This window comes from Sulfitobacter sp. 1A15258 (genome assembly GCF_043557045.1).
Lineage (GTDB): Bacteria > Pseudomonadota > Alphaproteobacteria > Rhodobacterales > Rhodobacteraceae > Sulfitobacter > Sulfitobacter faviae.
In genome coordinates, this window is record NZ_JBIFFK010000008.1 from 143,588 (window position 1) to 169,432 (window position 25,845).

At 63.5% G+C, this 25,845-nt stretch carries 23 protein-coding genes; 12 read left to right on the forward strand and 11 right to left on the reverse strand.

Features of this window, described 5'->3' with window-relative positions; translation table 11 throughout:
* Window positions 1-17: 17 nt before the first annotated feature.
* Window positions 18-1,178, reverse strand: a complete 1,161-nt coding sequence (locus ACGYK9_RS16020; RefSeq protein WP_394412987.1) for a type III PLP-dependent enzyme — start codon at window positions 1,176-1,178, stop codon at window positions 18-20.
* A gap of 100 nt (window positions 1,179-1,278) precedes the next feature.
* Here ACGYK9_RS16020 and ACGYK9_RS16025 point away from each other — a divergent pair, with 100 nt between their 5' ends.
* Window positions 1,279-1,719, forward strand: a complete 441-nt coding sequence (locus tag ACGYK9_RS16025) for an Lrp/AsnC family transcriptional regulator (protein ID WP_394412990.1) — start codon at window positions 1,279-1,281, stop codon at window positions 1,717-1,719.
* A gap of 89 nt (window positions 1,720-1,808) precedes the next feature.
* Window positions 1,809-4,820 (forward strand): valine--tRNA ligase, encoded by a 3,012-nt coding sequence (locus ACGYK9_RS16030; RefSeq protein WP_394412993.1) that lies wholly within the window; start codon window positions 1,809-1,811, stop codon window positions 4,818-4,820.
* 208 nt (window positions 4,821-5,028) lie between these two features.
* Here the strand turns inward: ACGYK9_RS16030 and ACGYK9_RS16035 are convergent, their stop codons facing one another.
* Window positions 5,029-5,820, reverse strand: coding sequence for a crotonase/enoyl-CoA hydratase family protein (locus ACGYK9_RS16035; RefSeq protein ID WP_394412996.1), 792 nt, complete (start codon window positions 5,818-5,820; stop codon window positions 5,029-5,031).
* Window positions 5,821-5,939: 119 nt separating this feature from the next.
* Between ACGYK9_RS16035 and ACGYK9_RS16040 the strand changes: the two genes are divergently transcribed.
* The gene (locus ACGYK9_RS16040; protein WP_394412999.1) at window positions 5,940-7,043 is read left to right on the forward strand and encodes a pyridoxal phosphate-dependent aminotransferase; all 1,104 of its coding nucleotides are present in this window, start codon (window positions 5,940-5,942) and stop codon (window positions 7,041-7,043) included.
* On the opposite strand, the gene ACGYK9_RS16045 is transcribed toward ACGYK9_RS16040, so the two are convergent.
* Complete coding sequence (locus ACGYK9_RS16045) at window positions 7,040-8,248, reverse strand: pyridoxal-phosphate-dependent aminotransferase family protein (RefSeq protein WP_394413002.1); 1,209 nt, start codon at window positions 8,246-8,248, stop codon at window positions 7,040-7,042. The genes ACGYK9_RS16040 and ACGYK9_RS16045 overlap by 4 nt on opposite strands.
* Before the next feature lie 233 nt (window positions 8,249-8,481).
* Here ACGYK9_RS16045 and ACGYK9_RS16050 point away from each other — a divergent pair, with 233 nt between their 5' ends.
* On the forward strand, window positions 8,482-10,338 hold the full coding sequence (locus ACGYK9_RS16050; RefSeq protein ID WP_394413005.1) for an ABC transporter ATP-binding protein: 1,857 nt from the start codon (window positions 8,482-8,484) through the stop codon (window positions 10,336-10,338).
* A 32-nt stretch (window positions 10,339-10,370) separates the two neighbouring features.
* Here the strand turns inward: ACGYK9_RS16050 and ACGYK9_RS16055 are convergent, their stop codons facing one another.
* Window positions 10,371-11,054: a TIGR04283 family arsenosugar biosynthesis glycosyltransferase gene (locus ACGYK9_RS16055; RefSeq protein WP_394413008.1), complete on the reverse strand. Its 684-nt coding sequence runs from the start codon at window positions 11,052-11,054 to the stop codon at window positions 10,371-10,373.
* 64 nt (window positions 11,055-11,118) lie between these two features.
* Between ACGYK9_RS16055 and ACGYK9_RS16060 the strand changes: the two genes are divergently transcribed.
* Window positions 11,119-11,865, forward strand: a complete 747-nt coding sequence (locus ACGYK9_RS16060; protein ID WP_394413011.1) for a YgfZ/GcvT domain-containing protein — start codon at window positions 11,119-11,121, stop codon at window positions 11,863-11,865.
* An 85-nt stretch (window positions 11,866-11,950) separates the two neighbouring features.
* On the opposite strand, the gene efp is transcribed toward ACGYK9_RS16060, so the two are convergent.
* Window positions 11,951-12,514 carry an elongation factor P gene (gene efp, locus ACGYK9_RS16065; RefSeq protein ID WP_067265157.1) on the reverse strand — a complete coding sequence of 188 codons (564 nt, stop codon included), beginning with the start codon at window positions 12,512-12,514 and terminating at the stop codon, window positions 11,951-11,953.
* A gap of 221 nt (window positions 12,515-12,735) precedes the next feature.
* Here efp and ACGYK9_RS16070 point away from each other — a divergent pair, with 221 nt between their 5' ends.
* Together ACGYK9_RS16070 and ACGYK9_RS16075 are read left to right on the forward strand one after the other, a co-directional pair.
* Window positions 12,736-13,056, forward strand: coding sequence for a DUF6280 family protein (locus ACGYK9_RS16070; protein ID WP_007120494.1), 321 nt, complete (start codon window positions 12,736-12,738; stop codon window positions 13,054-13,056).
* Window positions 13,057-13,184: 128 nt separating this feature from the next.
* Window positions 13,185-14,642 carry a cobyric acid synthase gene (locus ACGYK9_RS16075; protein ID WP_394413015.1) on the forward strand — a complete coding sequence of 486 codons (1,458 nt, stop codon included), beginning with the start codon at window positions 13,185-13,187 and terminating at the stop codon, window positions 14,640-14,642.
* Between the two features lie 32 nt (window positions 14,643-14,674).
* Here ACGYK9_RS16075 and ACGYK9_RS16080 read toward each other — a convergent pair whose 3' ends face one another.
* Together ACGYK9_RS16080 and ACGYK9_RS16085 are read right to left on the reverse strand one after the other, a co-directional pair.
* Window positions 14,675-15,787 (reverse strand): S-(hydroxymethyl)glutathione dehydrogenase/class III alcohol dehydrogenase, encoded by a 1,113-nt coding sequence (locus tag ACGYK9_RS16080; RefSeq protein ID WP_394413075.1) that lies wholly within the window; start codon window positions 15,785-15,787, stop codon window positions 14,675-14,677.
* A gap of 90 nt (window positions 15,788-15,877) precedes the next feature.
* The gene (locus ACGYK9_RS16085; RefSeq protein ID WP_394413018.1) at window positions 15,878-16,339 is read right to left on the reverse strand and encodes an Lrp/AsnC family transcriptional regulator; all 462 of its coding nucleotides are present in this window, start codon (window positions 16,337-16,339) and stop codon (window positions 15,878-15,880) included.
* A gap of 124 nt (window positions 16,340-16,463) precedes the next feature.
* Here ACGYK9_RS16085 and ACGYK9_RS16090 point away from each other — a divergent pair, with 124 nt between their 5' ends.
* Window positions 16,464-19,865 carry an indolepyruvate ferredoxin oxidoreductase family protein gene (locus tag ACGYK9_RS16090; protein WP_394413021.1) on the forward strand — a complete coding sequence of 1,134 codons (3,402 nt, stop codon included), beginning with the start codon at window positions 16,464-16,466 and terminating at the stop codon, window positions 19,863-19,865.
* Here the strand turns inward: ACGYK9_RS16090 and ACGYK9_RS16095 are convergent.
* On the reverse strand, window positions 19,857-20,954 hold the full coding sequence (locus ACGYK9_RS16095; protein ID WP_394413023.1) for a cupin domain-containing protein: 1,098 nt from the start codon (window positions 20,952-20,954) through the stop codon (window positions 19,857-19,859). The genes ACGYK9_RS16090 and ACGYK9_RS16095 overlap by 9 nt on opposite strands.
* A 440-nt stretch (window positions 20,955-21,394) precedes the next feature.
* Here ACGYK9_RS16095 and ACGYK9_RS16100 point away from each other — a divergent pair, with 440 nt between their 5' ends.
* A complete protein-coding gene (locus ACGYK9_RS16100) occupies window positions 21,395-22,372 on the forward strand; it encodes a PleD family two-component system response regulator (RefSeq protein WP_394413026.1) in 978 nt (325 codons plus the stop codon).
* A gap of 52 nt (window positions 22,373-22,424) precedes the next feature.
* On the opposite strand, the gene ACGYK9_RS16105 is transcribed toward ACGYK9_RS16100, so the two are convergent.
* Both ACGYK9_RS16105 and ACGYK9_RS16110 read right to left on the reverse strand, forming a co-directional pair.
* Window positions 22,425-22,793 (reverse strand): hypothetical protein, encoded by a 369-nt coding sequence (locus ACGYK9_RS16105; protein WP_394413029.1) that lies wholly within the window; start codon window positions 22,791-22,793, stop codon window positions 22,425-22,427.
* Between the two features lies 1 nt (window position 22,794).
* Window positions 22,795-23,034, reverse strand: coding sequence for an Lrp/AsnC family transcriptional regulator (locus tag ACGYK9_RS16110; protein ID WP_007120503.1), 240 nt, complete (start codon window positions 23,032-23,034; stop codon window positions 22,795-22,797).
* Between the two features lie 159 nt (window positions 23,035-23,193).
* On the opposite strand from ACGYK9_RS16110, the gene hisB reads away from it, so the two are divergent.
* Window positions 23,194-23,781, forward strand: a complete 588-nt coding sequence (hisB, locus tag ACGYK9_RS16115; RefSeq protein ID WP_394413032.1) for an imidazoleglycerol-phosphate dehydratase HisB — start codon at window positions 23,194-23,196, stop codon at window positions 23,779-23,781.
* Window positions 23,782-23,785: 4 nt separating this feature from the next.
* Window positions 23,786-24,424 carry an imidazole glycerol phosphate synthase subunit HisH gene (hisH, locus tag ACGYK9_RS16120; RefSeq protein ID WP_394413035.1) on the forward strand — a complete coding sequence of 213 codons (639 nt, stop codon included), beginning with the start codon at window positions 23,786-23,788 and terminating at the stop codon, window positions 24,422-24,424.
* Window positions 24,425-24,604: 180 nt separating this feature from the next.
* Here the strand turns inward: hisH and ACGYK9_RS16125 are convergent, their stop codons facing one another.
* Window positions 24,605-24,994, reverse strand: a complete 390-nt coding sequence (locus tag ACGYK9_RS16125) for a DUF2147 domain-containing protein (protein WP_394413038.1) — start codon at window positions 24,992-24,994, stop codon at window positions 24,605-24,607.
* A gap of 129 nt (window positions 24,995-25,123) precedes the next feature.
* Here ACGYK9_RS16125 and hisA point away from each other — a divergent pair, with 129 nt between their 5' ends.
* Window positions 25,124-25,843 (forward strand): 1-(5-phosphoribosyl)-5-[(5-phosphoribosylamino)methylideneamino]imidazole-4-carboxamide isomerase, encoded by a 720-nt coding sequence (hisA, locus tag ACGYK9_RS16130; protein ID WP_394413040.1) that lies wholly within the window; start codon window positions 25,124-25,126, stop codon window positions 25,841-25,843.
* The last annotated feature ends 2 nt before the right edge of the window (window positions 25,844-25,845 follow it).

Here is a 25,845-nt window from a genome sequence, read left to right on the forward strand (position 1 = left end):
CGCCAGTGTCCAGAGCCTCAAGCCGCCTTGCGTTTGGGCGCGCCCTCAAGGCTTGAGACCAGCGTCACCCCTGCCAACCCATAGCCGTTGAAGGCGGTCGACATGGCAATGGAATAAGCGCCCATGCCGCCGAACAAAAGGTAATCCCCGGTCTGCGCATCCTCCGGCAGCGGCAGGCCATCGGGCAGACGGTCCAGCGAATCACAAGTGGGGCCGAAGACCACACGCGGCTTGGCCGCCCCCAGACGCCGCGTGCCATCGGGGCCGACCACATCGACCAACCCCGAAAGCCCCATATCGCGCAGATCGGGCAGCCCGCCATAGATACCGTCGTTCAGGAAAACCGTCCGCCCATCGTTGCGCATCCCCTTGATACGGGTCGCCAATACGGCGGCGTCAGCCACCATCGCCCGGCCCGGCTCACACAGCAGCAAAGGCGCATCCGCCCCAAAACTCTCGGCCAGCGCCGCGTTCACGGCAGCAAAAACCGCCCGATGATCGGGCGCGTCAAACCCACGGTCCACGGCGAAGCCCCCGCCAATGTTCAACCGGTTGATCGAGACACCGGCCATGCGCAGAATATCCGCCGCCGCATGGACATATTGCACCCAAGCCTGCGGATCGTTGCACTGCGTGCCGGGGTGGAAACACATCGACGGCGTGAACCCCATCTCGACCACAGCGCGCAACAGCACCGCCGCCTCTTCAGGGGCCGCGCCGAATTTCGAGCCGAAATCATAGGCCGCGCCCTTGACCGGCAAGGCGAAGCGCACCGCCACCTCATTATCGCGCGGCACATCGCGCAGCTTGGCCAATTCCGACATGTCATCGATCGACCAGCTATAGACCCCCGCCGCGATCCCTGCCTTGACCTCGGAAGCCGAGCGCACGGGGTTATTGTAATGCAAAACCGCCTGCGGACAGACCGCCCGCACCGCCGCCATCTCAGCCGGAGAGGCGACATCGAAGGTGGTGATCCCCGCCGCGACAAGGTTCGACAGCACCTCGGCCCGGTCGTTGGCCTTGACCGCATAGGTCACCAGCCCGTCGAAATCCGCCTGAAACCGCCGCGCGGTGGCTTGCAGCACCGAAGGGGCCAGAAACAACACCGGCGCGTCGGGGCTGTGTTTCGCCAGATAGGCTGCGGGACTGTCGGAAAGGGGGGCGATATGCTGCATGGAGGCCTCTTTACTGCTTTTCTCCAGTGAAGCGTGAATTTCGGTCGATTCATCGTGTCATACCGCCTAAAGTGATGCGAACTTTGGGCAAAGTGACGATATGATAGCGCAACTTGACGACACCGACCGCGCTTTGATCGCGGCACTGCAATCCAACGCCCGTCAGCCGGTCGCCGATTTGGCCCGACGTCTTGGCCTTGCCCGCACCACCGTTCAGGCCCGGCTGGAGCGGTTGGAACGCTGCGGCGCCATCCTCGGCTATACGCTGCGTTTGGGGGAAGCCGCCCGCGCGCCGCTGCATGCCACGGCTCTGGTCAATATCGAGCTGCGTGCAGGCCCCGCTGTATTGGCGCGGCTGCGCAGCCTTCCGGCGGTGCAGGTGGTGCACACCACCTCGGGCCGCTTTGACCTGCTGGTGCAGATCGCGGCGCAGACCACGCAGGAGTTGGACGAGACCCTTGACCGCATCGGCGAGACACGCGGCGTTAAGGGCAGCGAGAGCCTGATCCACCTCAGCACCAAGATCGACCGCAGCGGCTGAGCCCTGCCCCCGCGCCTCACCCCCTGTCAGGGGTCTTTCCCTTACCGCGCCAGAGCGCTAAACGGGGCGCAACAAAAGGGATCATGACCATGGCACTCGAAAAGACCTTCAACGCCGCCGAGGCGGAAAGCCGCATCTACGCCGATTGGGAGACCAAGGGCGCGTTCAAAGCGGGCGCGAATGCGCAGCGGGATGAGCATTTCTCGGTGATGATCCCGCCGCCGAATGTCACCGGCTCGCTGCACATGGGCCATGCCTTCAACAACACGTTGCAGGACATCCTCGTGCGCTGGCACCGGATGCAGGGTTTCGACACCCTCTGGCAGCCGGGGCAAGACCACGCGGGCATTGCCACGCAGATGGTGGTGGAACGCGAGTTGGCCGCCACCGGCCAACCGGGCCGTCGCGAGTTGGGCCGCGAGGCCTTCACCGCCAAGGTCTGGGAGCAAAAGCAGAAATCCGGCGGCACGATCATCGACCAGCTGCGCCGACTGGGCGCCTCCTGCGACTGGTCGCGCAACGCCTTCACCATGTCCGGCGCGCCCGGTGCGCCCGAAGGCGAAGAGGGCAACTTTCACGACGCCGTGATCAAGGTCTTCGTGGACATGTACAACAAGGGGCTGATCTACCGCGGCAAGCGGCTGGTCAACTGGGACCCGCATTTCGAGACCGCGATCTCCGACCTCGAGGTCGAGAGCACCGAGGTCGACGGCCACATGTGGCACTTCAAATACCCGCTGGCGGGGGGTGAGACCTACACTTATGTGGAGAAGGACGAGGACGGCAACGTGCTCTTTGAGGAAGAGCGCGATTACATCTCCATCGCCACCACCCGGCCCGAAACCATGCTGGGCGACGGCGCTGTCGCAGTTCATCCATCGGATGAACGTTACGCTTCAATCGTCGGGAAACTTTGCGAAATCCCGGTTGGCCCCAAGGCACAGCGCCGCCTCATCCCGATCATCACCGACGAATATCCGGACAAGAACTTCGGCTCGGGCGCGGTAAAGATCACCGGCGCGCATGACTTCAACGACTACGGCGTGGCCAAGCGCAACAACATCCCGCTTTACGCGCTGATGGACACCCAAGGCCGGATGCGCGCCGATGGCCTGCCCTACGATGAAGCCGCCGCGCGCGCGCAGGCCATCGCCGATGGTTCCGAAGCCGCGCCCGAGGACGCGACCGAGATCAACCTCGTGCCGGAAGCCTACCGCGGCCTCGACCGTTTTGAGGCCCGCAAGCGCGTGGTTCAGGACGTGACCGCCGAGGGCCTTGCCGTGATGACCGAGGCGACCGATCCCCGCCTTGGCCGCGCCGCCAAGAAGGCCCCCGTCGAGCCCGGCGAAGGCGGCGAGATGCGCACCGAGGAAGAGAACCTTGTGCCGCTCGTCGAGGCCAAGAAGATCATGCAGCCCTTCGGCGACCGCTCAAAGGTGGTGATCGAGCCGATGCTGACCGACCAATGGTTTGTTGCCACCGACAAGATCGTGCAGCCTGCTATCGATGCTGTGCGTTCCGGCGAAGTCACCATCCTACCCGAACAGGACCGCAAGGTCTATTTCCACTGGCTGGAGAACATCGAACCCTGGTGCATCTCGCGCCAGCTCTGGTGGGGGCACCAGATTCCGGTTTGGTTCGACCACGAAGGCAATGAGTATTGCGCATCAACCAGCGAAGAAGCAGTTGCTCAGGTGAAGGCTCGCTTCGGCGACCACGTGGAGGTCGAACTGCGCGAAGGCACAAGTTCCTATGTCGAAAGCGGTGGAAAGCTTGTGTCCGTGGGTATCTACCGCGACCCCGATGTGCTCGACACATGGTTCTCCTCCGGCCTCTGGCCCATCGGCACGCTTGGCTGGCCCGAGCAAACCGCTGAGCTGGAAAAATACTTCCCCACCTCCGTGCTGGTGACCGGTTTCGACATCATTTTCTTCTGGGTCGCCCGGATGATGATGATGCAATATGCCGTGGTCGACCAAAAACCCTTCGACACCGTCTATGTCCACGCGCTGGTGCGCGACGAGAAGGGCAAGAAGATGTCGAAGAGCTTGGGCAATGTGCTCGACCCGCTGGAGCTGATCGACGACTACGGCGCCGATGCCGTGCGCTTTACCCTGACGTCAATGGCGGCCATGGGGCGCGATCTGAAGCTCTCGACGCAGCGCATCGCGGGCTATCGCAACTTCGGCACCAAGCTGTGGAACGCGCACCGCTTCGCCGAGATGAACGGCGTCTTCGACGCGATGCCCGCCGGGATGCCGCGGCCCACCGCCACGCTGAACAAGTGGATCGTGGGCGAGACCGCCCGCGTGCGCGAGGAAGTTGACGCCGCACTCGGCAACTTCCGCTTCAACGACGCGGCCAATGCGCTTTACGCCTTTGTCTGGGGCAAGGTCTGCGACTGGTACGTGGAGCTGTCGAAGCCTCTGTTGCAGGACGACGCGCCCGAGGCTGCGGAAACCCGCGCCACCATGGCCTGGGTGCTGGAGCAATGCCTGATCCTGCTGCACCCGATCATGCCATTCATCACCGAGGAGCTCTGGCAGACCACCGCCAAGCGCGATGAACTTCTAGCCCTCACCGATTGGCCCGCCTACACGACCGCCGATCTGCTCGATGCCGACGCGGACCGGGAGCTCAACTGGGTCATCGGCCTGATCGAGAGCATCCGCTCTGCGCGTCAACAGATGCATGTGCCCGCCGGGCTGAAGGTGCCGATGCTGGTGACCGAGATGGACGAGGCAGCACAAGGCGCTTGGGACCGCAACGAGGTGATGATCAAGCGCCTGGCGCGGGTCGAGAGCCTTGAGAAAGCCGACAGCTTCCCGAAAGGCACCGTCTCGATCGCGGCCCCGGGGGCGAGCTTCGGCCTGCCCTTGGCCGGTCTCATCGACATCGACGCCGAAAAGGCGCGTCTGCAGAAGTCGCTCGACAAGCTGGGCAAGGAGATCGGCGGGCTGAAGGGGCGTTTGAATAACCCCAAGTTCGCCGCCTCCGCGCCGGAAGAGGTGGTGGCCGAAGCGCAGGCGAACCTCGCGGCACGTCAGGAAGAGGCGGACCAGTTGCAGGCCGCACTGGACCGGCTGGCGGAACTGGGCTGAGACCAACAAAGCCGGGCAGCGCCAGACTGCGGGATGGCGCTGCATAGGGGGCAGTTAGGCAGTTTATCTCTGCCGCGTTTATGCCAAGCTGACAGGAATGCACTTCGATTGCAAAAGCGCCAGCCCGGGGGGCGGTCTGGCGCTGCCCGGCGGCCTGCGGCCTTGATTCCGGGCTGTCAGGCGCAACGCAAATGCCGCGCTTGCCGTCCTACTTAAACACCGCAGGTCGCTTGCCGAACTCCGCCGCGATCACCTCCATCTGCTCGGGCTTGCCCAACAGCGCCGCCTGCTCACGCGACTCGGCCAAGAGCACATCCGCATCCGATGCCCCCGTCTCCGCATATCCGATCAAGCGCTTCGCTGTGCGGATCGCATTCGGCCCCTTGCCCGCGATCACCTGCGCCAGTTCCAGCGCCGCCGCCTGCGGGTCTTCGGCGACTTCCGTCACCAGTCCCCAACGCTCGGCCTGCGCGGCGTCCACGGGCGCGGCGGTATAAGTCAACCGCCGCAACACGTCCGATCGCACCAGCCGCGGCAGCAGCACCATACCGCCCATATCCGGCACGATGCCCCATTTCATCTCCATCACCGCGAGCTTCGTATCCGGCGCGGCAATCCGAATATCCGCCCCAAGCGCCAGCTGCATCCCGGCGCCGAAAACCACCCCATGCAGCGCCGCGATGACCGGGATTTCCAAACGGTGCCAAACCATCGACACCTCTTGCCATTTGTTCGTCGTGCCTTCGCCATGGCTGCGGGGCATGATCAACGCATCGACATCCTGCCCCAGCATCCCCGAGAGCCCACCAATATCAATGCCCGCGCAAAAGCCTTTGCCCTCGCCCGAGAGCAACACCACCCGGGCGTCCGAAGCCGCAACCTCCTGCCCTGCCGCGATGATCGCCTCGATCATCTTATCATCCACCGCGTTCATCTTGTCGGCGCGGGTGAGGGTCACATGGGCGATATGGTCTTCGATCCGGGTGGTGACGCGGGGCATGGCTATTCTCCTGAATGTTTGGCGCAGTTCAGCGCAGATCATCGCGCGGCACCAGCAAAACGTGGCGGCAGGTGCTGCGGCACTTGCCCTCTCACGGGCCCGCCCCTACACCTTGGCGCATGACATATGCACGCCTCACCCCCCTCGCCCAACGCCTGCCCGCCAATGTCCCCTTCGTGGGCCCCGAAGCGCAGGAGCGCGTCCTTGGCCGCCCGTTCAAAGCGCGGCTTGGCGCCAATGAAAACGTCTTTGGCCCCTCGCCCCGCGCCATCGCGGCCATGGCCGAGACCGAGATGTGGAAATACGGCGATTCTGAAAGCGTGGAGTTGCGCGCGGCGCTGGCCGAGTTGCACGGCATCGCGCACGAAAACATCATCGTCGGCGAAGGCATCGACGGGCTGCTGGGCTATCTCGTCCGTCTGCTGGTGGGCGAAGGCGATGCGGTGGTGACCTCCGAAGGCGCCTACCCTACCTTCAACTACCACGTCACGGGCTTTGGCGGCGTGCTGCACAAGGTGCCCTACCGCGACGATCACGAAGACCCGGCGGCGCTTTTCGCCAAGGCGGCGGAGGTAGACGCCAAGCTCGTCTACCTCGCCAATCCCGACAACCCGATGGGCACTTGGCATGAGGGCGCGGCACTGGCACGCGCGCTCGACGACCTGCCCCAAGGCAGCCTGCTTTTGCTGGATGAAGCCTATATCGAATGCGCCCCCGAGGGCACCGCGCCCGAACTTTCCGCCGATGACCCACGGGTGATCCGGATGCGCACCTTCTCCAAAGCCTACGGTCTCGCCGGGGCGCGGATCGGCTATGCCATTGCCGCGCCCGCGTTGATCACCGCCTTTCACAAGGTCCGCAATCACTTTGGCCTGAACCGCGCAGCGCAGGCGGGGGCTTTGGCGGCGGTGCAGGATCAGAGCTACCTGAAAGAGGTTCAGACTAAGATCGCCGAGGCGCGCCGCCGGATCGCCCAAATCGCCGAAGAAAACGGGCTCAGCACCCTTCCCTCTGCCGCCAATTTCGTCGCCGTTGACTGTGGCCGCGATGGCGCTTTCGCGAAGGCGGTTCTCGACGCGCTGGTGACGCGGGGGATCTTCGTGCGGATGCCCTTCGCTGCGCCGCAGAACCGCTGCATCCGCATCAGTTGCAGCACGGCGGAGGAGCTGGATCACTTCGCCGCCGCCTTGCCCGAAGCCTTAGCGGACGCGCGCGGGGCCTAAGCCCCGCCGATCACCTCCGCCGCCGCTTGCAAGGCGCCCGGGCCGTGGTCGATTTTCAGCGCCGAAAGCCCGGCTTCGATCCCGCCAAGCAGCCCCATGATCATATGGCCGTTCACATGGCCCATATGGCCAAGGCGGAAGAACCCGTGCCACGCGGGCTCCCCCGGCAGGGCCATGCCCAGCCCCACGCCCAGCGTCAGCCCCAGATTGCCCTGCACCCAGTCGCGTAACTCGGTCGCATGGGGCGCTTGCAGCCGCAGCGCGGTGACGGCATGGCTCCGCAGGGCGCGGTCTTCGATGTTGAACCGCAGGCTGCCTTCCGCCGACCACGCCTCGCAGGCCGCCCAAACCGCACGGGCCAGCGTTTCATGGCGCTGCCAGACCTGCTCGATCCCTTCTTCATGGATGATGTCGAGGGCGGCGCGCAGGCCGTAGAGGTGATGCGTCGGCGCCGTGCCGCCGTGGTATTGATAAAACTCCTGCGCATGGGCGCGCGGTGACCAGTCCCAATAGCGGCTCACGCGGGGCAGACGCGCACGGGCTTCCTCGGCCCGGTCGTTGAAAAAGACGAAGGCCATGCCCGGCGGCACCATCAGCCCCTTTTGCGAAGCGGTGACCATGACATCGACGCCCCAAGCGTCCATCTCAAAGCGCTCACAGCCCAATGACGCGATGCAATCGGCCATCAAGAGCGCGGGGTGGCCCGCCTCATCCAACAGGCGGCGCAGACCCGGCACATCGTTGCGGACCGAGCTTGAGGTGTCCACATGAACCGCCATCACCGCCTTGATCTGGTGGCCGCTGTCGGCCTTCAAACGCTCGGCCACCTGCGCGAGATCGACAGGCGCGTTGCGGCCAAAGTCGAGGATATCCACCTCGGCCCCCAGCCCCGTCGCCATTTCGGCCCAGCCATGGCCGAAACGCCCCGTGGCCAGCACCAATACCCGGTCGCCGGGGGCTATGACATTGCTCAGCGCGGCTTCCCAAGCGCCGTGGCCGTTGCTGATATACATCGCCACATGACGATCTGTACGCGCCACGCGCTTCAGGTCAGCGGCCAGCGCAGGCATCATCTCGACCAACTCGCCCTCATAGATATTGGGAGCCGCGCGGTGCATCGCGCTCAGCACCGCGTCGGGCATGACCGAGGGGCCGGGAATGGCGAGGTACGAACGACCGGGGGCGAGTTTATTCTGCTTTGTCATGATATTGGCTGCCGTTTTGAAAATGCGTGACCGGGGGACGGTCGGGCGCAGCTTACTGCCCGGCAGGCCGGGGTCAACACGCGATCGGACCTTAGGTAAGGTGCGCCCCCGCGCCACCCTTCCACGCGCGCAGGCCACCCCCTGCCCGCCTTGCCCGACCTGCGCGACGGCTTGCCCTGCCTGCGCGGCTTTCGTACACGGGATCCGACTGCCCAAAAGGATCAGGCACCGGTATGAATGATGACAGTTACACCTCCGCGCAGTTGATGCGCTGGCTTTGGCGGGACTATCTAAAGAAACACACCGGTCTGATGGCCATCGCGGTGATCTTCATGATCATCGAAGGCTCCACCTTGGGCGTGCTGGCGAAACTGATGGAGCCGATGTTTGACCGCGTCTTCGTCGGCGGCGACCGTGGGGCGCTGGTCTGGGTCGGGCTGGTGCTGGTAGCGATCTTTGCGCTGCGCGCGCTCGCCACGGTGGTGCAAAAGGTGCTGCTGACCCGCGTGGCACAGCGCACGGCGGCGGATCTGCGCATCGACCTGCTTGACCGAATGATGCAGCAAGACGGTGCCTTTCACCAGAACCACCCGCCCGGTTTTCTTGTGCAGCGGGTACAATCGGATGTGAACGCGGTCAGCGATGTCTGGCGCGCGGTGATCACCGGTGCGGGGCGCGATCTGGTGGGGCTGGTGATCCTCATGGGCGTGGCCATCGCGATTGACCCGATCTGGGCGCTTCTGGCGATGGTCGGCGTGCCGCTGATGGTGCTGCCCGCCGCCATCGCCCAGCGTTTCGTCCGCGCCCGCTCGCGCGAGGCGCGCGACATCGGGGCCAGCCTTTCGACCCGGCTGGACGAGGTTTTCCACGGCATCGTGCAGATCAAGCTCAACGCGCTAGAGGACTACCAAGCCCGGCAATACCGCGAGTTGACGCGCACCTTTATCCGCACCGAAGTCCGTGCCGCCTTTGGCAACTCCGCGATCCCGGCGATGATCGACATCATGTCGGGCATCGGCTTCATGGCCGTGATCGTCTACGGCGGGTCCGAGATCATCGCGGGCAACAAAACCATTGGCGAGTTCATGACCTTCTTCACCTCGCTAGGGTTCATGTTCTCTCCCCTGCGCCGCCTTGGCGCGATCAGCGGCCTATGGCAGATGGCCGCCGCCGCGCTGGAACGGATCAAGGAATTGCTCGACGCGCCCCTGCATCTGCGCAGCCCGGACAAAGCGCAGGCCGCGCCCGATGGCCCGCCCGATGTGACCCTGACGGATGTCTCGCTCTCCTATGGCGACACGAAGGTATTGAACGGCTTGGACCTGACCGCGAAAGCGGGCCAGACGACCGCACTGGTCGGCGCCTCGGGGGCGGGGAAATCGACCATCTTCAACCTGCTCACCCGGCTGGTGGATCCACAAAGCGGCAGCGTGCGGATCGGCGGGGTCGACACCAGCGCGATGACCATACCGGACCTGCGCGGCCTCTTCTCTGTCGTGACACAGGAAGCGCTTTTGTTCGATGAAACCCTGCGCGAAAACATCGTGCTGGGCCGCGAGAATGTCACCGATGAAGAGCTCGACCGGGTGCTGAAAGCCGCCCATGTGGCGGACTTCCTGCCGCAGTTGGAACAAGGGCTGGAAACCCGCGTCGGCCCGCGCGGCTCGGCCCTGTCGGGCGGGCAGCGCCAGCGCGTGGTGATCGCCCGCGCCCTGCTGCGCGACACGCCGATCCTGCTGCTGGATGAGGCCACCAGCGCCTTGGACGCGCAATCGGAACAAGTCGTGCAGGATGCGCTTGATCGCCTCGCCAAGGGTCGCACCACCATCGTCATCGCGCACCGGCTGTCGACCATCCGCAGTGCTGATAAGATCGTGGTGATGGACCGGGGCCGCGTCACCGATGAGGGCACCCATGACGAGTTGATGGAGCGCGGCGGCATCTATGCCGATCTCTACCGCCTGCAATATCGCGACGGAAAGACCGTATCGGACGCCCGCGGCCTCAGCGCCCTCTCCGCGAAGAAACGCCGCGAAAGGGCGCGCCAGCCCAATCTGCTCCAGCGGATCGGCGCGGCGTTCTTTAACTGAATGCGCGGGGCGTGGGGAAACCCGCGCCCCTTTCACGAACGCCGGTAGCTTTCGGCAAGCGCCTCGGGGCTGGCCCCCATCGCATAGCGCGCCAGCGTCCAGAGGTTGCGCCCGCCCCGGCGCAGCCAGCCCTGACGGCGGTATTTCTCGGCACTGGTCACGGCGACGCCATTGAGCCGGGTCAAGCGACCGCGCAGGGCGCGGGCGAGCGCCACATCCTCCATCAGCGGCTGATCGGGATAGCCGCCCACCACGTCATAAAGCGCGCGGGGCAAAAGCAACCCCTGATCGCCATAGGGCAGGCCAAAAGCGCTGCGCAGGTTCGCCCAGCCCGCCACCAAACGCGGCGCCAAACCGCGCTGATCGAAGCGCAGGCGGAACCACCCCGCCCCTTCGGCCCTGCCCGCCATGTGATCCTGCACTGCATCGCTCCAGCTCGGGGCCAGCACCGTGTCGGCGTGCAGCACCAAGAGCCACGCGCCCTGCGCCGCGTCGCAGCCACGCCGCAACTGCCCCCCCCGCGAAGGCGCGCCCGAGACGACCTCAGCCCCCCAGCCGTCGGCCAGCGCGCGCGTGCCATCCGTGGAGCCGCCATCGCTCAAGATCACCTCGCGGATCAGCCCGGCCTGCAAGCCCTCGACAAGCGCGGCGAGGCAGGCGGGCAGCGCGGTGGCTGCATTCAGGCTGGGAATGACGACAGAGATCGGCGCGCGCATGGTTGCCCCTTTTGGATGGCTTTGACAGGTTATATGTCATGGCCAGCAATCAAAGGACACCCGCATGACCCCGCGCCGCATTCTGCGCCTCTCCGGCCCCGACACCCGCGACTTTTTGCAAGGAATCGTGACCAATGACGTCGGCAAACTGGACCAAGGCCCGGTCTATGCCGCCCTGCTGACGCCGCAGGGCAAATATATGGCCGATTTCTTTTTGATCGCCGATCGCGATGACGTTCTGCTGGACGTGGATGAAAGCCTTGGGGATATGCTGACCCAGCGGCTGTCGATGTATAAACTGCGCGCCAAGGTCACGATCGCGCCCAGCGATCTGCACCTGCACCGCGGCACCGGGCCTGCGCCCGACGACGCCTTAGCCGATCCGCGGCATCCAGAAATGGGCTGGCGCGCCTATCGCGACACCCCGCAAACCGAGGACGCGACCGATTGGGACGCTCTGCGCGTGGCCCATCTGATCCCCGAGACGGGGATCGAACTCACCCCCGATACCTTTATCCTTGAGGCGGGCTTTGATCGGATCAACGGGTTGGATTTCCGCAAAGGCTGCTATGTCGGCCAAGAGGTCACCGCCCGGATGAAACACAAGACCGAGTTGCGCAAAGGGCTGACCCGGGTCGAGGTCAGCGGCAGCGCCGCCCCCGGCACGGCAATCACGGCAGAGGGGAAACCCGCGGGCACGCTCTACACCCAAGCGGGCGGTCAGGCTTTGGCGCATTTGCGGTTCGACCGCGCCAAAGGCCCGATGCAGGCCGAAGGTGCAGAGGTCACTTGGCCCGGCCCCGCGACCTGAGCACCGCGCGCCGCTGAAAGGCCCCACGAAACAAAAAGCCCCGGCAAAACCGGGGCTGATCTCCTTTACCAAAGATGACGTCGCGTCAGGCGCGTTCGACATATTCCATGGTTTCCGTGTTCACGACGATGTCTTCGTCTTGGCCCACGAAGGGCGGCACGGTGATCTTCACACCGTTGTCGAGCACGGCGGGTTTAAAGGAATTCGCCGCCGTTTGGCCCTTCACCACCGGCTCGGTCTCGGCCACTTTGCAGGTCACCTTCTGCGGCAGGGAGGCGTTCAGCGCCTCCTCCTCGTGATATTCGACCACGATCATCATGCCGTCCTGCAAGAAGGGGCGGCGCTCTCCCAAAAGCTCGGCAGGCAGTTGCACCTGCTCATAGGTTTCGGTGTCCATCACCACCAGCATACCGTCGTCTTCATACAGAAATTGCTGGTCTTTTTGCTCCAAACGCACGCGCTCGACCTTGTCGGCGGAACGGAAGCGTTCGTTCAATTTGGAGCCGTTGCGCAGGTTGCGCATCTCGACTTGGGCAAAGGCGCCGCCCTTGCCGGGCTTCACGTGATCGACCTTCACAGCCGCCCAGAGGCCACCGTTATGTTCAAGGACGTTTCCGGGGCGGATCTCGTTTCCGTTAATCTTGGGCATGTGACAAAACCACGACATAAGGTTGATGATATGATGTTCGGGTCTATATCGGGAGGGATGGTCCCCTGCAAGCAGGCGTTATTCTCTGCTGCCACCCCAACTAGATATGCGCAAGCTGCATGGGAGATATGCTAAATAGAGGTATCCGAATCAAAAGATATCCGTCATAAGGGCCTCCACGCCCGAATGACAAGAGCAAGAATAATCGAAAGGACGACGAGATGAAAGATTTCGTTGATGGCACCGCTTTCAACAACGAGCAAGGCAACCGCGCACGCAAGCTCTTTGCTGCTGTGGTGCTAGCTGCTTTGGATGACGCAATTGCCGATGACAAGAAATATGGCAACGGCCCTGAACAGATCGCCCGCTGGGCCCGCTCGCGCGATGGCCGCGAGGTTCTGAGCTGTGCCGGTATCGACCCCAACGAGCGGGTCGTCGAAGGTCTGATGGAATTCGTCGGGAAAGGCGTGCGGACATCCGTCGCCCTGTCGCGTGAAGAATCCGAGCGCCGCAATGCCGCGCTTCAGGCCGAAGCCGCCTAAGACATATTCGCCAAGCGGCGCAATTGACGCAGCCTTCGGGCTGCGTTTTTTTGTGTCTGCCCCTCGGCGATGGGCTTTCCCCTGCCCCTGATTTGCGCCAATTTGCGCGAAACCAAGGGCGAGCAGACATGACCAAAGCCATCATGATCCAAGGCACCGGCAGCAATGTCGGCAAGTCGATGATCGTCGCCGGATTGATCCGCGCCTGCGCCCGGCGTGGCCTGCGGGTGCGCCCTTTCAAACCGCAGAACATGTCCAACAACGCCGCCGTCACCGAAGACGGGGGCGAGATTGGCCGCGCGCAGGCGTTGCAGGCCCGCGCGGCGGGCGTGGCCCCGCATACGGATATGAACCCGGTGCTGCTGAAACCCCAGAGCGCCACCGGCGCGCAGGTGGTGGTGCAGGGTAGAATCGCAGGCCAGCAAGAGGCGCGGGAATTTGGCCGCAACAAAGCCAGCCTGATGCCCGCGGTGCTGCAATCCTTTCACCGTTTGGCTGAAAGCTGCGACCTGATCGTGATCGAGGGCGCGGGCTCCCCGGCTGAGACGAACCTGCGGGCGGGCGACATCGCCAATATGGGCTTTGCCCGCGCCGCCGGGGTGTCTGTGGTGCTGATGGGCGACATCGACCGCGGCGGGGTGATCGCGCAGATCGTCGGCACACAGGCCGTGCTCTCCCCCGAGGATAAAGCGCTGATCCGCGGCTTTGCGGTGAACAAATTCCGCGGCGACCGCAGTCTCTTTGACGCAGGGCGCGATGACATCGCCGCGCGTACCGGCTGGCCGAGCCTTGGGGTAATTCCGTGGTTCGATGCCGCCCACCGCCTGCCCGCCGAAGACGTGATGGACCTGCCCGCCCGCGCCCGCTCAGGCGGGTCGGGCTGTGTTATCGCCGTGCCACGCCTACCCCGGATCGCCAATTTCGATGACCTCGATCCGCTGGCGGCTGAGCCGGGCGTTGACCTGCGGATGATCATGCCTGGCAGCCCCCTCCCCGCCGAGGCCGATCTGGTGCTCATGGTCGGCAGTAAATCCACGATTTCCGACCTCGAAGCCTTCCGGGCCGAGGGGTGGGACATCGACCTTGCCGCCCATATCCGGCGCGGCGGCCATGTGCTGGGCCTTTGCGGTGGCTATCAGATGCTGGGCAAGACCATTACCGACCCCGAGGGGATCGAAGGCCCGGCGGCGCGGGTGGCGGGGCTGGGGCATTTGGATGTAGAAACCACGATGGCCCCGCTGAAACATCTGTCAGAAAAATCGGGCCAGCACCCGGCGAGCGGCACCGCCCTCACCGGCTATGAGATCCATATCGGAGAGACCACCGGCCCCGATTGCGCCCGCGCGTGGCTGGCTTTCGACGGCATGCCCGAGGGCGCGGCCTCCCCTTCGGGCCGGGTGCAGGGCTGCTATATGCACGGGATTTTCAGCTCGGATGCCTTCCGCCGCGCCTATCTTGGCGGCTTCGGCGTCACCTCATCGCTGGATTTTGAAACCGGCGTGGAAGAGGCGCTGGACGCGCTGGCCGATCATGTCGAGACCTATATGGATGTCGACCTGTTCCTCTCCCTCGCGGCAGAGGTCTAGGCTGGAGAGCGCGCGGCCCTCCAGCCCAACGCTTAAAACTCGACGACCGCGCGGATCGATTCACCCTTGTGCATCAGATCGAAGCCTTCGTTGATCTGATCCAAAGTCAGTTTGTGGGTGATCATCGGGTCGATCTCGATCTTGCCGTTCATGTACCAGTCGACGATCTTGGGGACATCCGTCCGCCCCTTGGCCCCGCCAAAGGCGGTGCCGCGCCAGACCCGACCGGTGACCAGTTGGAAAGGCCGCGTCGAAATCTCGGCCCCGGCAGGTGCCACGCCGATGATGATGCTCTCACCCCAGCCCTTATGCGCGCATTCCAGCGCGTCGCGCATGACCTTGGTGTTGCCCGTCGCGTCAAAGGAGTAATCCGCACCGCCCTTGGTCAGTTCAACCAGATGCTCCACCAGATCGCCGTCGACTTTCGAGGGGTTCACGAAATCGGTCATGCCAAAGTAACGCGCGGCCTCTTCCTTGTCGTCATTAAGGTCGACGCCCACGATCTGATCCGCCCCGGCCATGCGCAGCCCCTGAATGACGTTCAGCCCGATGCCGCCCAGTCCAAAGACCACGCAACGCGCGCCCAACTCGACCTTGGCGGTGTTAATGACGGCACCGATGCCCGTGGTGACGCCGCAGCCGATGTAGCAAATCTTGTCAAAAGGCGCGTCCTTGCGCACCTTGGCCAGCGCGATTTCAGGCACCACGGTGTGATTGGCGAAGGTCGAACAGCCCATGTAGTGGTGGATCGGCGTGCCATCTAGCATCGAAAACCGCGTCGTGCCGTCGGGCAGCTTGCCCTGACCTTGGGTCACGCGGATCGCCTGACAAAGGTTGGTCTTGCCGCTGAGGCAATATTCACACTCGCGGCATTCTGGCGTGTAAAGCGGGATGACGTGATCGCCCGGCTCCAGCGTGGTGACGCCCTCACCCACTTCCAGCACGACGCCCGCCCCCTCATGGCCGAGGATGGCGGGGAAGATGCCTTCGGGATCGTCGCCCGAACGGGTGAACTCATCGGTGTGGCACAGGCCGGTCGCCTTGATCTCGACCAAGACCTCGCCCCGTTTCGGGCCTTCGAGGTTCACCTCCATGATTTCAAGCGGTTTGCCGGCTTCCACGGCAACGGCGGCACGGGTTCTCATCATGGGTCTCTCCTTCGGGTGTGATCTCTGCTGCTTTATGAAGCACGCATGCGGCAAATGTCCAACGCAGAAAACGCCGCTCTGATCGCCTCAACCGGTGATCGGCGCGTCGGATTTGATCTGCCGCAGGATCACATTCGTCGTGGCCGAATTGACTGCGGGATGCAGGAACAGAAAGCTCTCCAAAAAAGCGTTATAGGCGTCGATATCGCGGCACAGCACGCGCAGGTGATAATCCGCTTGGCCCGTGGTGGCGAAACATTCCGTCACCTCCGTCCGGCTTTGGATCGCGCGGATAAAGCTGGCGAGGGCCGAGGCGTCATGCCGCGTCAGATGCACATGCACCATCGCCTCGAACCCCAGCCCCATCGCCTTGGGGTCGACCACGGCGGCATAGCGTTTGATCACCCCCGACTGCTCCAACGCCTTGACCCGCCGCCAGCAGGCGGAAGCGGAAATGTTCAGCTTTTCGGCCAGCTGTGCGTTGGGCAGGCGCGAATCCTGCTGGAGTAAAAACACAAGCTGTCGGTCCGTCGCATCCATTTCAGTCATCGGGTAAATCTTTCATTCTGAAAAGTTCTTCCGGATAATTTATCCGCGCATCCGGGACAAAGCCAGCAAAACCGGTGCAAAAATTCGCACATCCTGCGGTACACTTCTCAGTGAGGAGACCCCCATGACAGAACAACCGCGCGAATTTACCACTTATAAACTTGATGACCGCTATGATCAGACCGAAGGCCGCGTCTTTCTGACCGGGACACAGGCGCTGGTGCGCATCATGCTGGATCAGGCCCGGCGTGATCGCGCAGCGGGGCTGAATACCGCCGGTTTCGTCTCAGGCTACCGTGGCTCGCCTCTGGGCGGGCTCGATCTGGAATACTGGCGCATCAAGGACCGCGTGGCCGAAGCGGGCGTGAAGTTCCTTCCGGCGGTGAACGAAGACCTCGGCGCCACCGCGGTCTTGGGCGCGCAGCAGGCCCATCTCGACCCGCAGGCGGAGGTCGAGGGCGTCTTCTCCATGTGGTACGGCAAGGGCCCGGGGGTGGACCGCTCGGGCGACGCGCTGAAACACGGCAACGCCTATGGCTCCGCGCCCAAGGGCGGTGTGCTGGTTGTGGCGGGCGACGACCATGGCTGCGTGTCGTCGTCGATGCCGCACCAGTCCGACGTGGGCTTCATGTCGTGGTTCATGCCGACGCTGAACCCGGCTTCCGTTGCCGAATACCAAGCCTTCGGCGAATACGGCATCGCGCTGTCGCGTTTCTCGGGCACATGGGTCGGCTTCAAGGCGATCTCGGAAACCGTGGAGAGCGGCGCCTCGGTCGAGCTGACCCCCGACCGCGTGTTCAAGCAACCTGACTACACCGCCCCCCCGGGCGGGCTGCACGTGCGCTTGGGCGATCTCCCCTCCCCCGAGATCGAGACGCGACTGCACCACAAGCTCGACGCGGTTCAGGCCTTCATGCGCGCCAACCCGATCGACCGGCATATCTACAAGACGCAGGACGCCTCCTTCGGCATCGTCACCACCGGCAAGGGCCATCTCGACACGATGGAGGCACTCCGGCTTCTGGGCCTTGATGAGGCCGCCTGCCGCCGTCTGGGCATCGACATCTACAAGATCGGCATGGTCTGGCCGCTGGCACTGGACGACGCGCTCGACTTCGTGAAGGGCAAGCGCGAAGTGCTTGTGATCGAAGAGAAACGCGGCATCATCGAGAGCCAGTTCAAGGAAGCTTTCTACGACTGGCCCGGCTCGAAACCGGCGCGGATGGTCGGCAAACATGACGAGAACCTCGAAGAACTGGTGCCTTGGACCGGTGAGCTGTCGCCGCTGAAGCTGGTGCCGATCATCGCTGCACGTCTCGATGCCTTTTTCCCTGAAGAGAAGCTGCTCGAAAAAGCCCGCGCCTTGACCGACCAGCCGCCCGTGCTGCTGAACGTCCCGGGCGCCACCCGCACCCCTTATTTCTGCTCCGGCTGCCCGCATAACTCCTCCACCAAGCTGCCAGAGGGGTCTAAGGCGAACTCCGGCATCGGCTGCCATGTCATGGCCTCCTGGATGGACCGCGAGACCGCCGGTTTTGCCCAGATGGGCGGCGAAGGCGTGCCGTGGATCGCCACCTCGCTGTTCAACGGCGGCAAACACGTCTTCCAGAACCTCGGCGAGGGCACGTGGTATCACTCCGGCTCGCTGGCGATCCGGCAGGCGGTCGCGGCGAAGACCAACATCACCTACAAGATCCTCTACAACGACGCGGTCGCGATGACCGGCGGCCAGCCGGTGGACGGCCCCGTCTCCGTCGCCGCCATCGCGCAGGCCTGCCGTGCCGAGGGTGTGGAACGCATCGCGCTGGTCTCCGACCGGCCCGAGCTGCTGCCAAAGGGCGACTTCCCAGAGGGCACCACCTTCGACCATCGCGGCGATCTGGACCGCGTGCAGCGCGAGCTGCGCGAGATCCCCGGCGTCACCGTGCTGATCTACGAGCAGACCTGCGCCACCGAGAAACGCCGCATGCGCAAGCGCGGGCTGATGGACGACCCGAAGAAATTCGTGATGATCAACGATCTCGTCTGCGAGGGCTGCGGCGATTGCAGCCTCGAGTCGAACTGTCTCAGCGTCGAGCCGAAGAAGACCGAGTTCGGCACCAAGCGGCAGATCAACCAGTCCACCTGCAACAAGGATTACTCCTGCCTCAACGGTTTCTGCCCGTCATTCGTCACGGTCGAGGGCGGCAGCCGCCGCAAACGCTCCGGCGCGGGGCTGGACGTGGCGGGGCTCTCGGCGCAGTTGCCGATGCCGGAGTTGCCCAAGCTCGACCGGCCCTTCAACCTGCTGGTGACCGGCGTCGGCGGCACCGGCGTGGTGACCGTGGGCGCCCTCATCACCATGGCGGCGCATCTCGAGGGGCTGGGCTCTAGCGTGCTCGACTTCACCGGTTTCGCGCAGAAGTTCGGCACGGTGCTGGGCTATGTCCGTCTGGCGAAACGCCCCGAGGAGGTGCATCAGGTGCGCATCGACCAGGGCGGCGCCGACGCGGTGATCGGCTGCGACATGGTTGTTAGTTCTGCGCCAAAAGCCTCGGCCCACTACCGGCGCGGGACGCAGATCGTGCTGAACCGCGCCGAGATGCCCACCGGCGATCTGGTGCTGAACCGCGACGCCGAGTTGCGCATCGACGACCGCGAGGCGGTGATCGCGCAGGCCGTGGGGGCCGAGAACCTTGCCGCCTTCGACGCTAACGCCATGGCCGAGAAGCTGATGGGCGACGCGGTCTTTGCCAATGTGATGATGCTCGGTTTCGCTTGGCAGAAAGGTCTCGTGCCGGTCTCGCTCACAGCACTTGAACAGGCGATTGAACTCAACGGCGTCGTGCCAGACAAGAACCGCGCAGCCTTCGGCTTTGGCCGGGTCATGGCGGGCAACCCGCAGGCGATCGAGGCGCATTTCGCCCCCGCGCCCGCGCCCGACGACAGTGTCGAGAGCCTGATCGCGCGGCGGATGGAGTTCCTCACCGGCTACCAGAACGCCGCCTATGCCCAGCGCTACAAGGCCAAGCTCGATGCGTTGGCGGGCAAGCTGCCCGAAGGCGCCGACGACCTGATGCGCGCGGCGGCGAAATCGCTCTTCAAGCTGATGGCCTACAAGGACGAATACGAGGTCGCGCGCCTGCACCGTCAGAGCGGTTTCGAGGAGCGCATCGCGGATACGTTCGAGGGCGACTACAAGGTGCATTACCACCTCGCCCCGCCCGCTTGGCCCACTGGCACGGATGGCCGCGGACGCCCCCACAAGCGCAAGTTCGGCCCGTGGATGGGCCGCGCCTTCGACCTTCTGGCGGCGATGAAACCGCTGCGCGGCACATGGGCCGACCCGTTCAGCTACGGTACCGACCGCAAGCTCGAGGTCGCCCTGATCGGCTGGTACGAGGAGGTCATGGCAAAGGCCCCCGCCCTGCCCCATGATGCGGCGCTGGCGGTGCTTTCCGCACCGATGGAAATCCGCGGCTACGGCCCCGTGAAAGAGGCCGCAGCCGAGAAGGTGCAGGCCGAAGTGGCCGCGCGCCTAGGCTAAGAGCGTCGTCGAGAAATCACCGCGCAGCCCGGCTTCAAGCAATTCGAGGTCGGGCGAGCAATCGCTATATTGCGCCACCATGCCCGGCGGGATGACGAAGGCATCGCCTGCCTCCAATTGGCGTGGCTCCTGCCCTTCGGCGTTCAGGGTCATGCTGCCTTCCATGACGAAGCTGAAATGAATGTCGGCGTCGTGCTTCGCAGGCGGCGGCGTGCCGCCGTCGAAACGCGCCACCTGAATGCCGGCCACGCCCTTGGTGCCCTTGGTGATTCCGGTGTCGCGCGCGACGAAGCCCGGAATACGGAAGGGCTGCCACTCGGCCCCCTCCTTCACGTGATGCACGAAAGTCTGGCCGTCCCATTCGCGGGCAGGGTCGCCTTTGCCGTTGGGCAGGGTCATCTCGTGGTCGATGGTGGTGACATGTTCCGCAGGCACGCCGATCTCGATCACCTCGATCGAGGGCGAGGCCTCAATCACGCGATGACGGATGCCGGGTGGCTGGGTCACGCAATCCCCGGCATGGAGCCGGATCACATCGCCCTGATCCTCGTAAAGCACATCGACCCAGCCGCGGTAGCAATAGATCAGCTGGAAGCCGACGGTATGGTAATGCACCATGTCCGGCACCGGGCCGCCGTCGGGGATGCGGATGTGGCTGGCGATGATCGAGCCGCCGAGGCGCGACGGGATCAGATCGCGGTAATGCATCCCCGCGCGGCCGATCACCCAAGGGGCCTCGTCCGCCAGCCGCCGCACGGCAAACTCATGCTGTGTCTCGGGCTGGTCCACGCGGGGGCTGCGCGGCAGGATCTCGATCTTGGTGCCGTTTGGCGCCGTAAGTTCTCGCTGGCCCTCTGCGATCCTGTCGGGCGCATCGGTTAGCAGGCGCAGATGCCCCGGCGGCACATCCGCCCCCCGCTCAAGCCTCACGCGCACCCCATGGCCCGAAAAACTGGCCACCGAAGGATCATCCGCGGGAAAGATCGTCTCAAGCCGCATGCCCAGCACTTTGGTGAAGAAAGGCAGATCCTCCCTAAGCTCCCGCGTGGGCAACAAGAATTCCGCCAAAACATCATCGGGCAAACGCATTTAACTGATCCTCTTCACGTATCGCGCCGCAGTTGAGCGCGCGACAGGCAAAGCGTCAACTGGGCGTTACGCACCACAGCCGATAAAGTTCCCCCGACCGCTCATTTTCGACCAGCGAGTCGCAGCGCGAAATCCGCGCGATCACAAGAACCGCAAATTCTCGCCCCGATTTCGCACCGGGATGCGCCCGATGGCGCCTGAAAGCCTGCACAATTTCCACGCAATCACCTCCCGCAATGCGGGAAAGCAAGGGGCCACGGCCATCTCTCTTCGCCAATTCAATGGTTTCGCGAGGCTTCAAAATATGGTTAATAATTTATGCAACGGCACAAGGTATTGGTGCAGAAGCGTCACAATTTCGCCGGGTTTATACGACTAGATATGAACAGATTATAAAGACACCCGGACTGCCCGTCTGCCCCACGAAAGAGGTGCCAAAAATGAAAATTCTTGCTGTCGACGATGACCCATTTATCCGCGAATTGCTGCCCGTTGTTTTCCGCGAAGCCGAGTACCCCCATTTGACATTGGCCGCCTCCGGCGCTGCCGCTCTGGAACTGCTCGAAACCACCACAGAACACTTCGACTGCCTGCTCTTGGACATCGAGATGCCCGAGATGGACGGCATCACCCTATGCCGCCGCATTCGCACGCTGGAAGCCTATCAAGACACGCCAATCCTAATGGTGACCTCGCGCGCCGACGCGACTGCGATCGAAAGCGCCTTTGCCGCCGGGGCCAACGACTATGTGACCAAACCTTTTGACGTGAAGGACATTGCAACCCGCGTGCATATCGCCGAGCGGATGTTGGAGAACACCCAGCGCGCCCCGCGCCTTGATCCGCAGCATTTGAAAGACGCGGGCGAGCCCGGTGTCCACGATTTTGCGCTGGCCGATCCTGTGCATATCAATGGGGTCGATCAATTGGTGCTGCCCTTCTCCTTGGGCAATTACCTGTCGCAGCTTTCACGCCAACACCTTGATATCTGTCAAGTCTTCGCGGCCAAGATCGAACATATCGATGAGCTTTACGCGACCTGCAACACCGCCGAATTCGCCCGCGCCATCGCCGCTGCGGCCGAGGCCATTTCGCGCGTAGTCGATTGCCCCCAACTGCTGATGACCCATAACGGATCCGGCACGCTGCTGTGCATCGTGACAGGTGACAGCCTGCCCGCTTGGCCCGAGATCGAGGTGCTCATCCAAGGGGAGCTGGACGGCATGGACCTGCGCCATGACGACAACAGCCCGATGACGGTGATGCTTTCTGTCGGTGGCCCGATCCAGCCCAATGCCAGCCGCACTCAGCGGGTCAGAAAGACATTCGACCGCGCCATTCGCCGCGTGGCGATGCGGCAGAAGGTCAAGCTCGACACCCCACCGACCGAGAAACCCTCGGTCTCCGCCGCCCATTGACGACAAGGCAATCGCCTCAAGAAAAACCCGCCTCATGGGCGGGTTTTCGCATTCAGTTGATGGGGAATTGCACCAAACAGCGTTCGGCGATGCGGCGGTAATCCTCAAGCGTGTCAGGCACGCTGCGCCGGTCGCGCATCACCTCCATCGCGCCGCGTTTCTGCGCCCAGGTCCCCTCAACATGGCGGTCGAGAATGCGCACGGTCACGCCTAGCATCACATTCTTCTCCCCCTCGCCAATCAACTCCGCCGCGGAAAGTGCCACCGCCGTCAGCGCCAGCGTATTGGCACAGCGCAGGGCCGCGGCTTCGCGCCCCTCATAGACCCGCGTACCCGCCGAGGCTGCACCAGAAGAGGCCACGAGCGCGGCGATCGACAAAGCAGAACAGACGGCTGCTGTCAGGATGAGCTGGCGCGCCACCTCAAAAGACCTTGAAGGTCATCGTGGTCAAAGACCGCTCGATGCCTTCGATGTCCAACAGATTGTCATTGATGTAGACGCCCACATCTTCGCCCTTCGGAATATAAAGCTTCATCAAAAGATCATATTCGCCTGAGGTGGAATAAAGTTCGGAATGGATTTCGCGCAGGGCGATCTCTTCGGCCACACGATAGGTCGTGCCCGGTCGGCAGCGGATCTGGATGAATACGCAGGTGGTCATGTCGCGCCTCTTTCTGGGATTTGGTTCAAGCTGACATATGGGCCCTGCCCCCGCAATCCCCGATCGCGCTGCCCGTGCCTAACGGCGTTTCACCGCTTGGGCTTGGCGCGGCGGCAGGCCCTGTTATAAGGGCGCAGCAATTGCCTTCGGAGATGCCCCATGCGTCGCAGCACCCTGACCCGCACCACTGCCGAAACCGACATCACGGTCGAGATCAACCTCGACGGCACCGGCAGCTATGACAATGAAACCGGCGTCGGCTTTTTTGATCATATGCTCGACCAGCTGTCGCGCCACTCGCTGATCGACATCAAAGTGCGTGCCAAGGGCGATCTGCACATCGACGACCATCACACCGTCGAAGATGTGGGCATCACGCTGGGCCAAGCACTGTCCCAAGCGCTCGGCGACAAACGCGGCATCCGCCGCTACGGATCTTGCCTGCTGGCGATGGACGACGCGCAGATCCGCTGCGCGCTCGACCTCTCTGCGCGGCCCTTTCTGATCTGGAACGTGGATTTCCCCACCAGCAGCATCGGCAAGTTCGACACTGAACTGGTCCGTGAGTTCTTCCAGGCGCTGAGCACCCACGGCGGCATCACCCTACATGTCGACGCGCTCCACGGGTTCAACAGCCACCACATCGCCGAAGCCGCTTTCAAATCCGTCGCTCGTGCCCTGCGCGAAGCGGTCGAAACCGACCCGCGCAAAGCGGACGCCATCCCCTCGACCAAGGGTGCCTTGTAAACCAATGCTCACAGCAATCATCGACTACGAATCCGGCAACCTGCACTCCGCGCATAAAGCCTTCGAGCGTATGGCCCGCGAGCATGACGCAGGCGAAGTCATCGTGACCTCGGATGCCGAGGTCGTGGCCCGCGCCGACCGTCTGGTCCTGCCCGGCGATGGCGCTTTCCCGGCCTGTATGGCCGCACTGAAAGGGGCCGGCGGCCTCTATGACGCGATGGTCAAGGCGGTCGAGGAGAAAGGCCGCCCCTTCCTCGGCATCTGCGTCGGCATGCAGCTGATGGCCAGCATGGGCCGCGAATATGAAAACACCCCCGGGCTGGGCTGGATCGGTGGCGAGGTGACCCAGATCACCCCGAAAGACCCGAAGCTCAAAGTCCCCCATATGGGCTGGAACGACTTGGTGATCGATCACGACCACGCGGTCTTCGACGGGCTGCAAACCGGCGATCACACCTATTTCGTGCACAGCTATCACATGGCCGTCGCCGACCCCGCCGAACGTCTGGCCCATGTCGACTACGGCGGCGAAGTCACGGCGATCATCGGCCGCGACACGATGCTGGGCATGCAGTTTCACCCGGAGAAAAGCCAAACCACCGGCCTGCGGCTGATCTCGAACTTCCTGACTTGGGCGCCATAACCCGCGCCGCGCCTGTTGAAACGTCGGAAGGTATTTAAGAAAGGATGAAGATGAAGAAAGTTCCTCTTCAACTTCATCCTTTTACAAATACCTCTGCGCTGCGCTTTCCTCACGCAAAACGCAATGAAGGCGCGAAGGACTAGCCCCGCGCCGTCAAAGCTTCGCAGAGATGCACGGCCCTTACTTGATGCGCGCCCAGGTCTGTTTCGAGCAGATCAGCCCACCCGCGACGCAGCCCGAGAGTTTCAGCGAGTTGCCTGAGACGTCCATCTTCCCAATGTAGATTTTGCCGTTTGACGGGCGCCAAACCTTACCGGCGTATTTGCCGCCGCCCTGAGGCTTCATGTCGATGACGAGAGTTTTGCCGATATTGGAAGATTTATATTCGCCGCTGCCGTTGAAGGTGCGCGCGATGGTGCCGCAGATTGCCCCGCCGCAGGGGGCCATTTTGACATGGGCATAGGCGCCGTCATCGACTTGGGTTTTCCACGTACCGACTGCCGGATCCGCGGCATGGGCGGCGCCGGTCAGGCCAAGGCCCAGAAGGGCCGCTGCAAAAAGCTGTTTCATGATCTCTCCTCCCGATCTGGCTTTAGTGTTAGCCACAACTTTCAATCGGGCAAGACTGACCTCGGGTCGCGTTGCAAAATCCCTGGCGACGTGCAAAAGGAAAGCGACTTCTCAAAAAAGGGCCCGGCCATGATCCTTTACCCCGCTATCGATCTCAAAGACGGTCAGGCCGTGCGCCTTGTGCATGGCGACATGGACCGCGCCACCGTTTTCAACGACGACCCCGCCGCGCAGGCGTTGAGTTTCGTCGAGGCGGGCTGCGACTGGCTGCATCTCGTTGATCTCAATGGCGCCTTTGCCGGATCACCGGTGAACGCCGCACCGGTCGAGGCGATTTTGAAAGCCTGCAAGGTGCCTGCGCAATTGGGCGGTGGCATTCGCGATATGGCGACGATCGAGGGCTGGTTGGATAAGGGCCTCGCGCGGGTCATTCTGGGCACCGTGGCGGTTGAGAACCCCGAACTGGTCCGCGAGGCGGCGCGCGCCTTTCCCGGGCAAGTTGCTGTGGGGATCGACGCACGGAATGGAAAGGTCGCGACCAAAGGTTGGGCGACGGAGACCGATGTCATGGCCACCGACCTCGCGAAATCCTTTGAGGACGCAGGTGTGGCCGCGATCATCTACACTGACATCATGCGCGATGGCGCGATGGGCGGGCCGAATGTGGAAGCGACAGCCGATCTGGCGCGGGCCGTTTCGATCCCGGTGATTGCCTCGGGCGGGGTGTCATCGCTCGAAGACTTGGGCGCGTTGCGGGACACCGGGGTCATCGAGGGCGCGATCTCGGGGCGCGCGCTTTATGATGGCGCGATTAATCTGACCGAAGCCATGAAGATGTTGAAGGGCTGAGC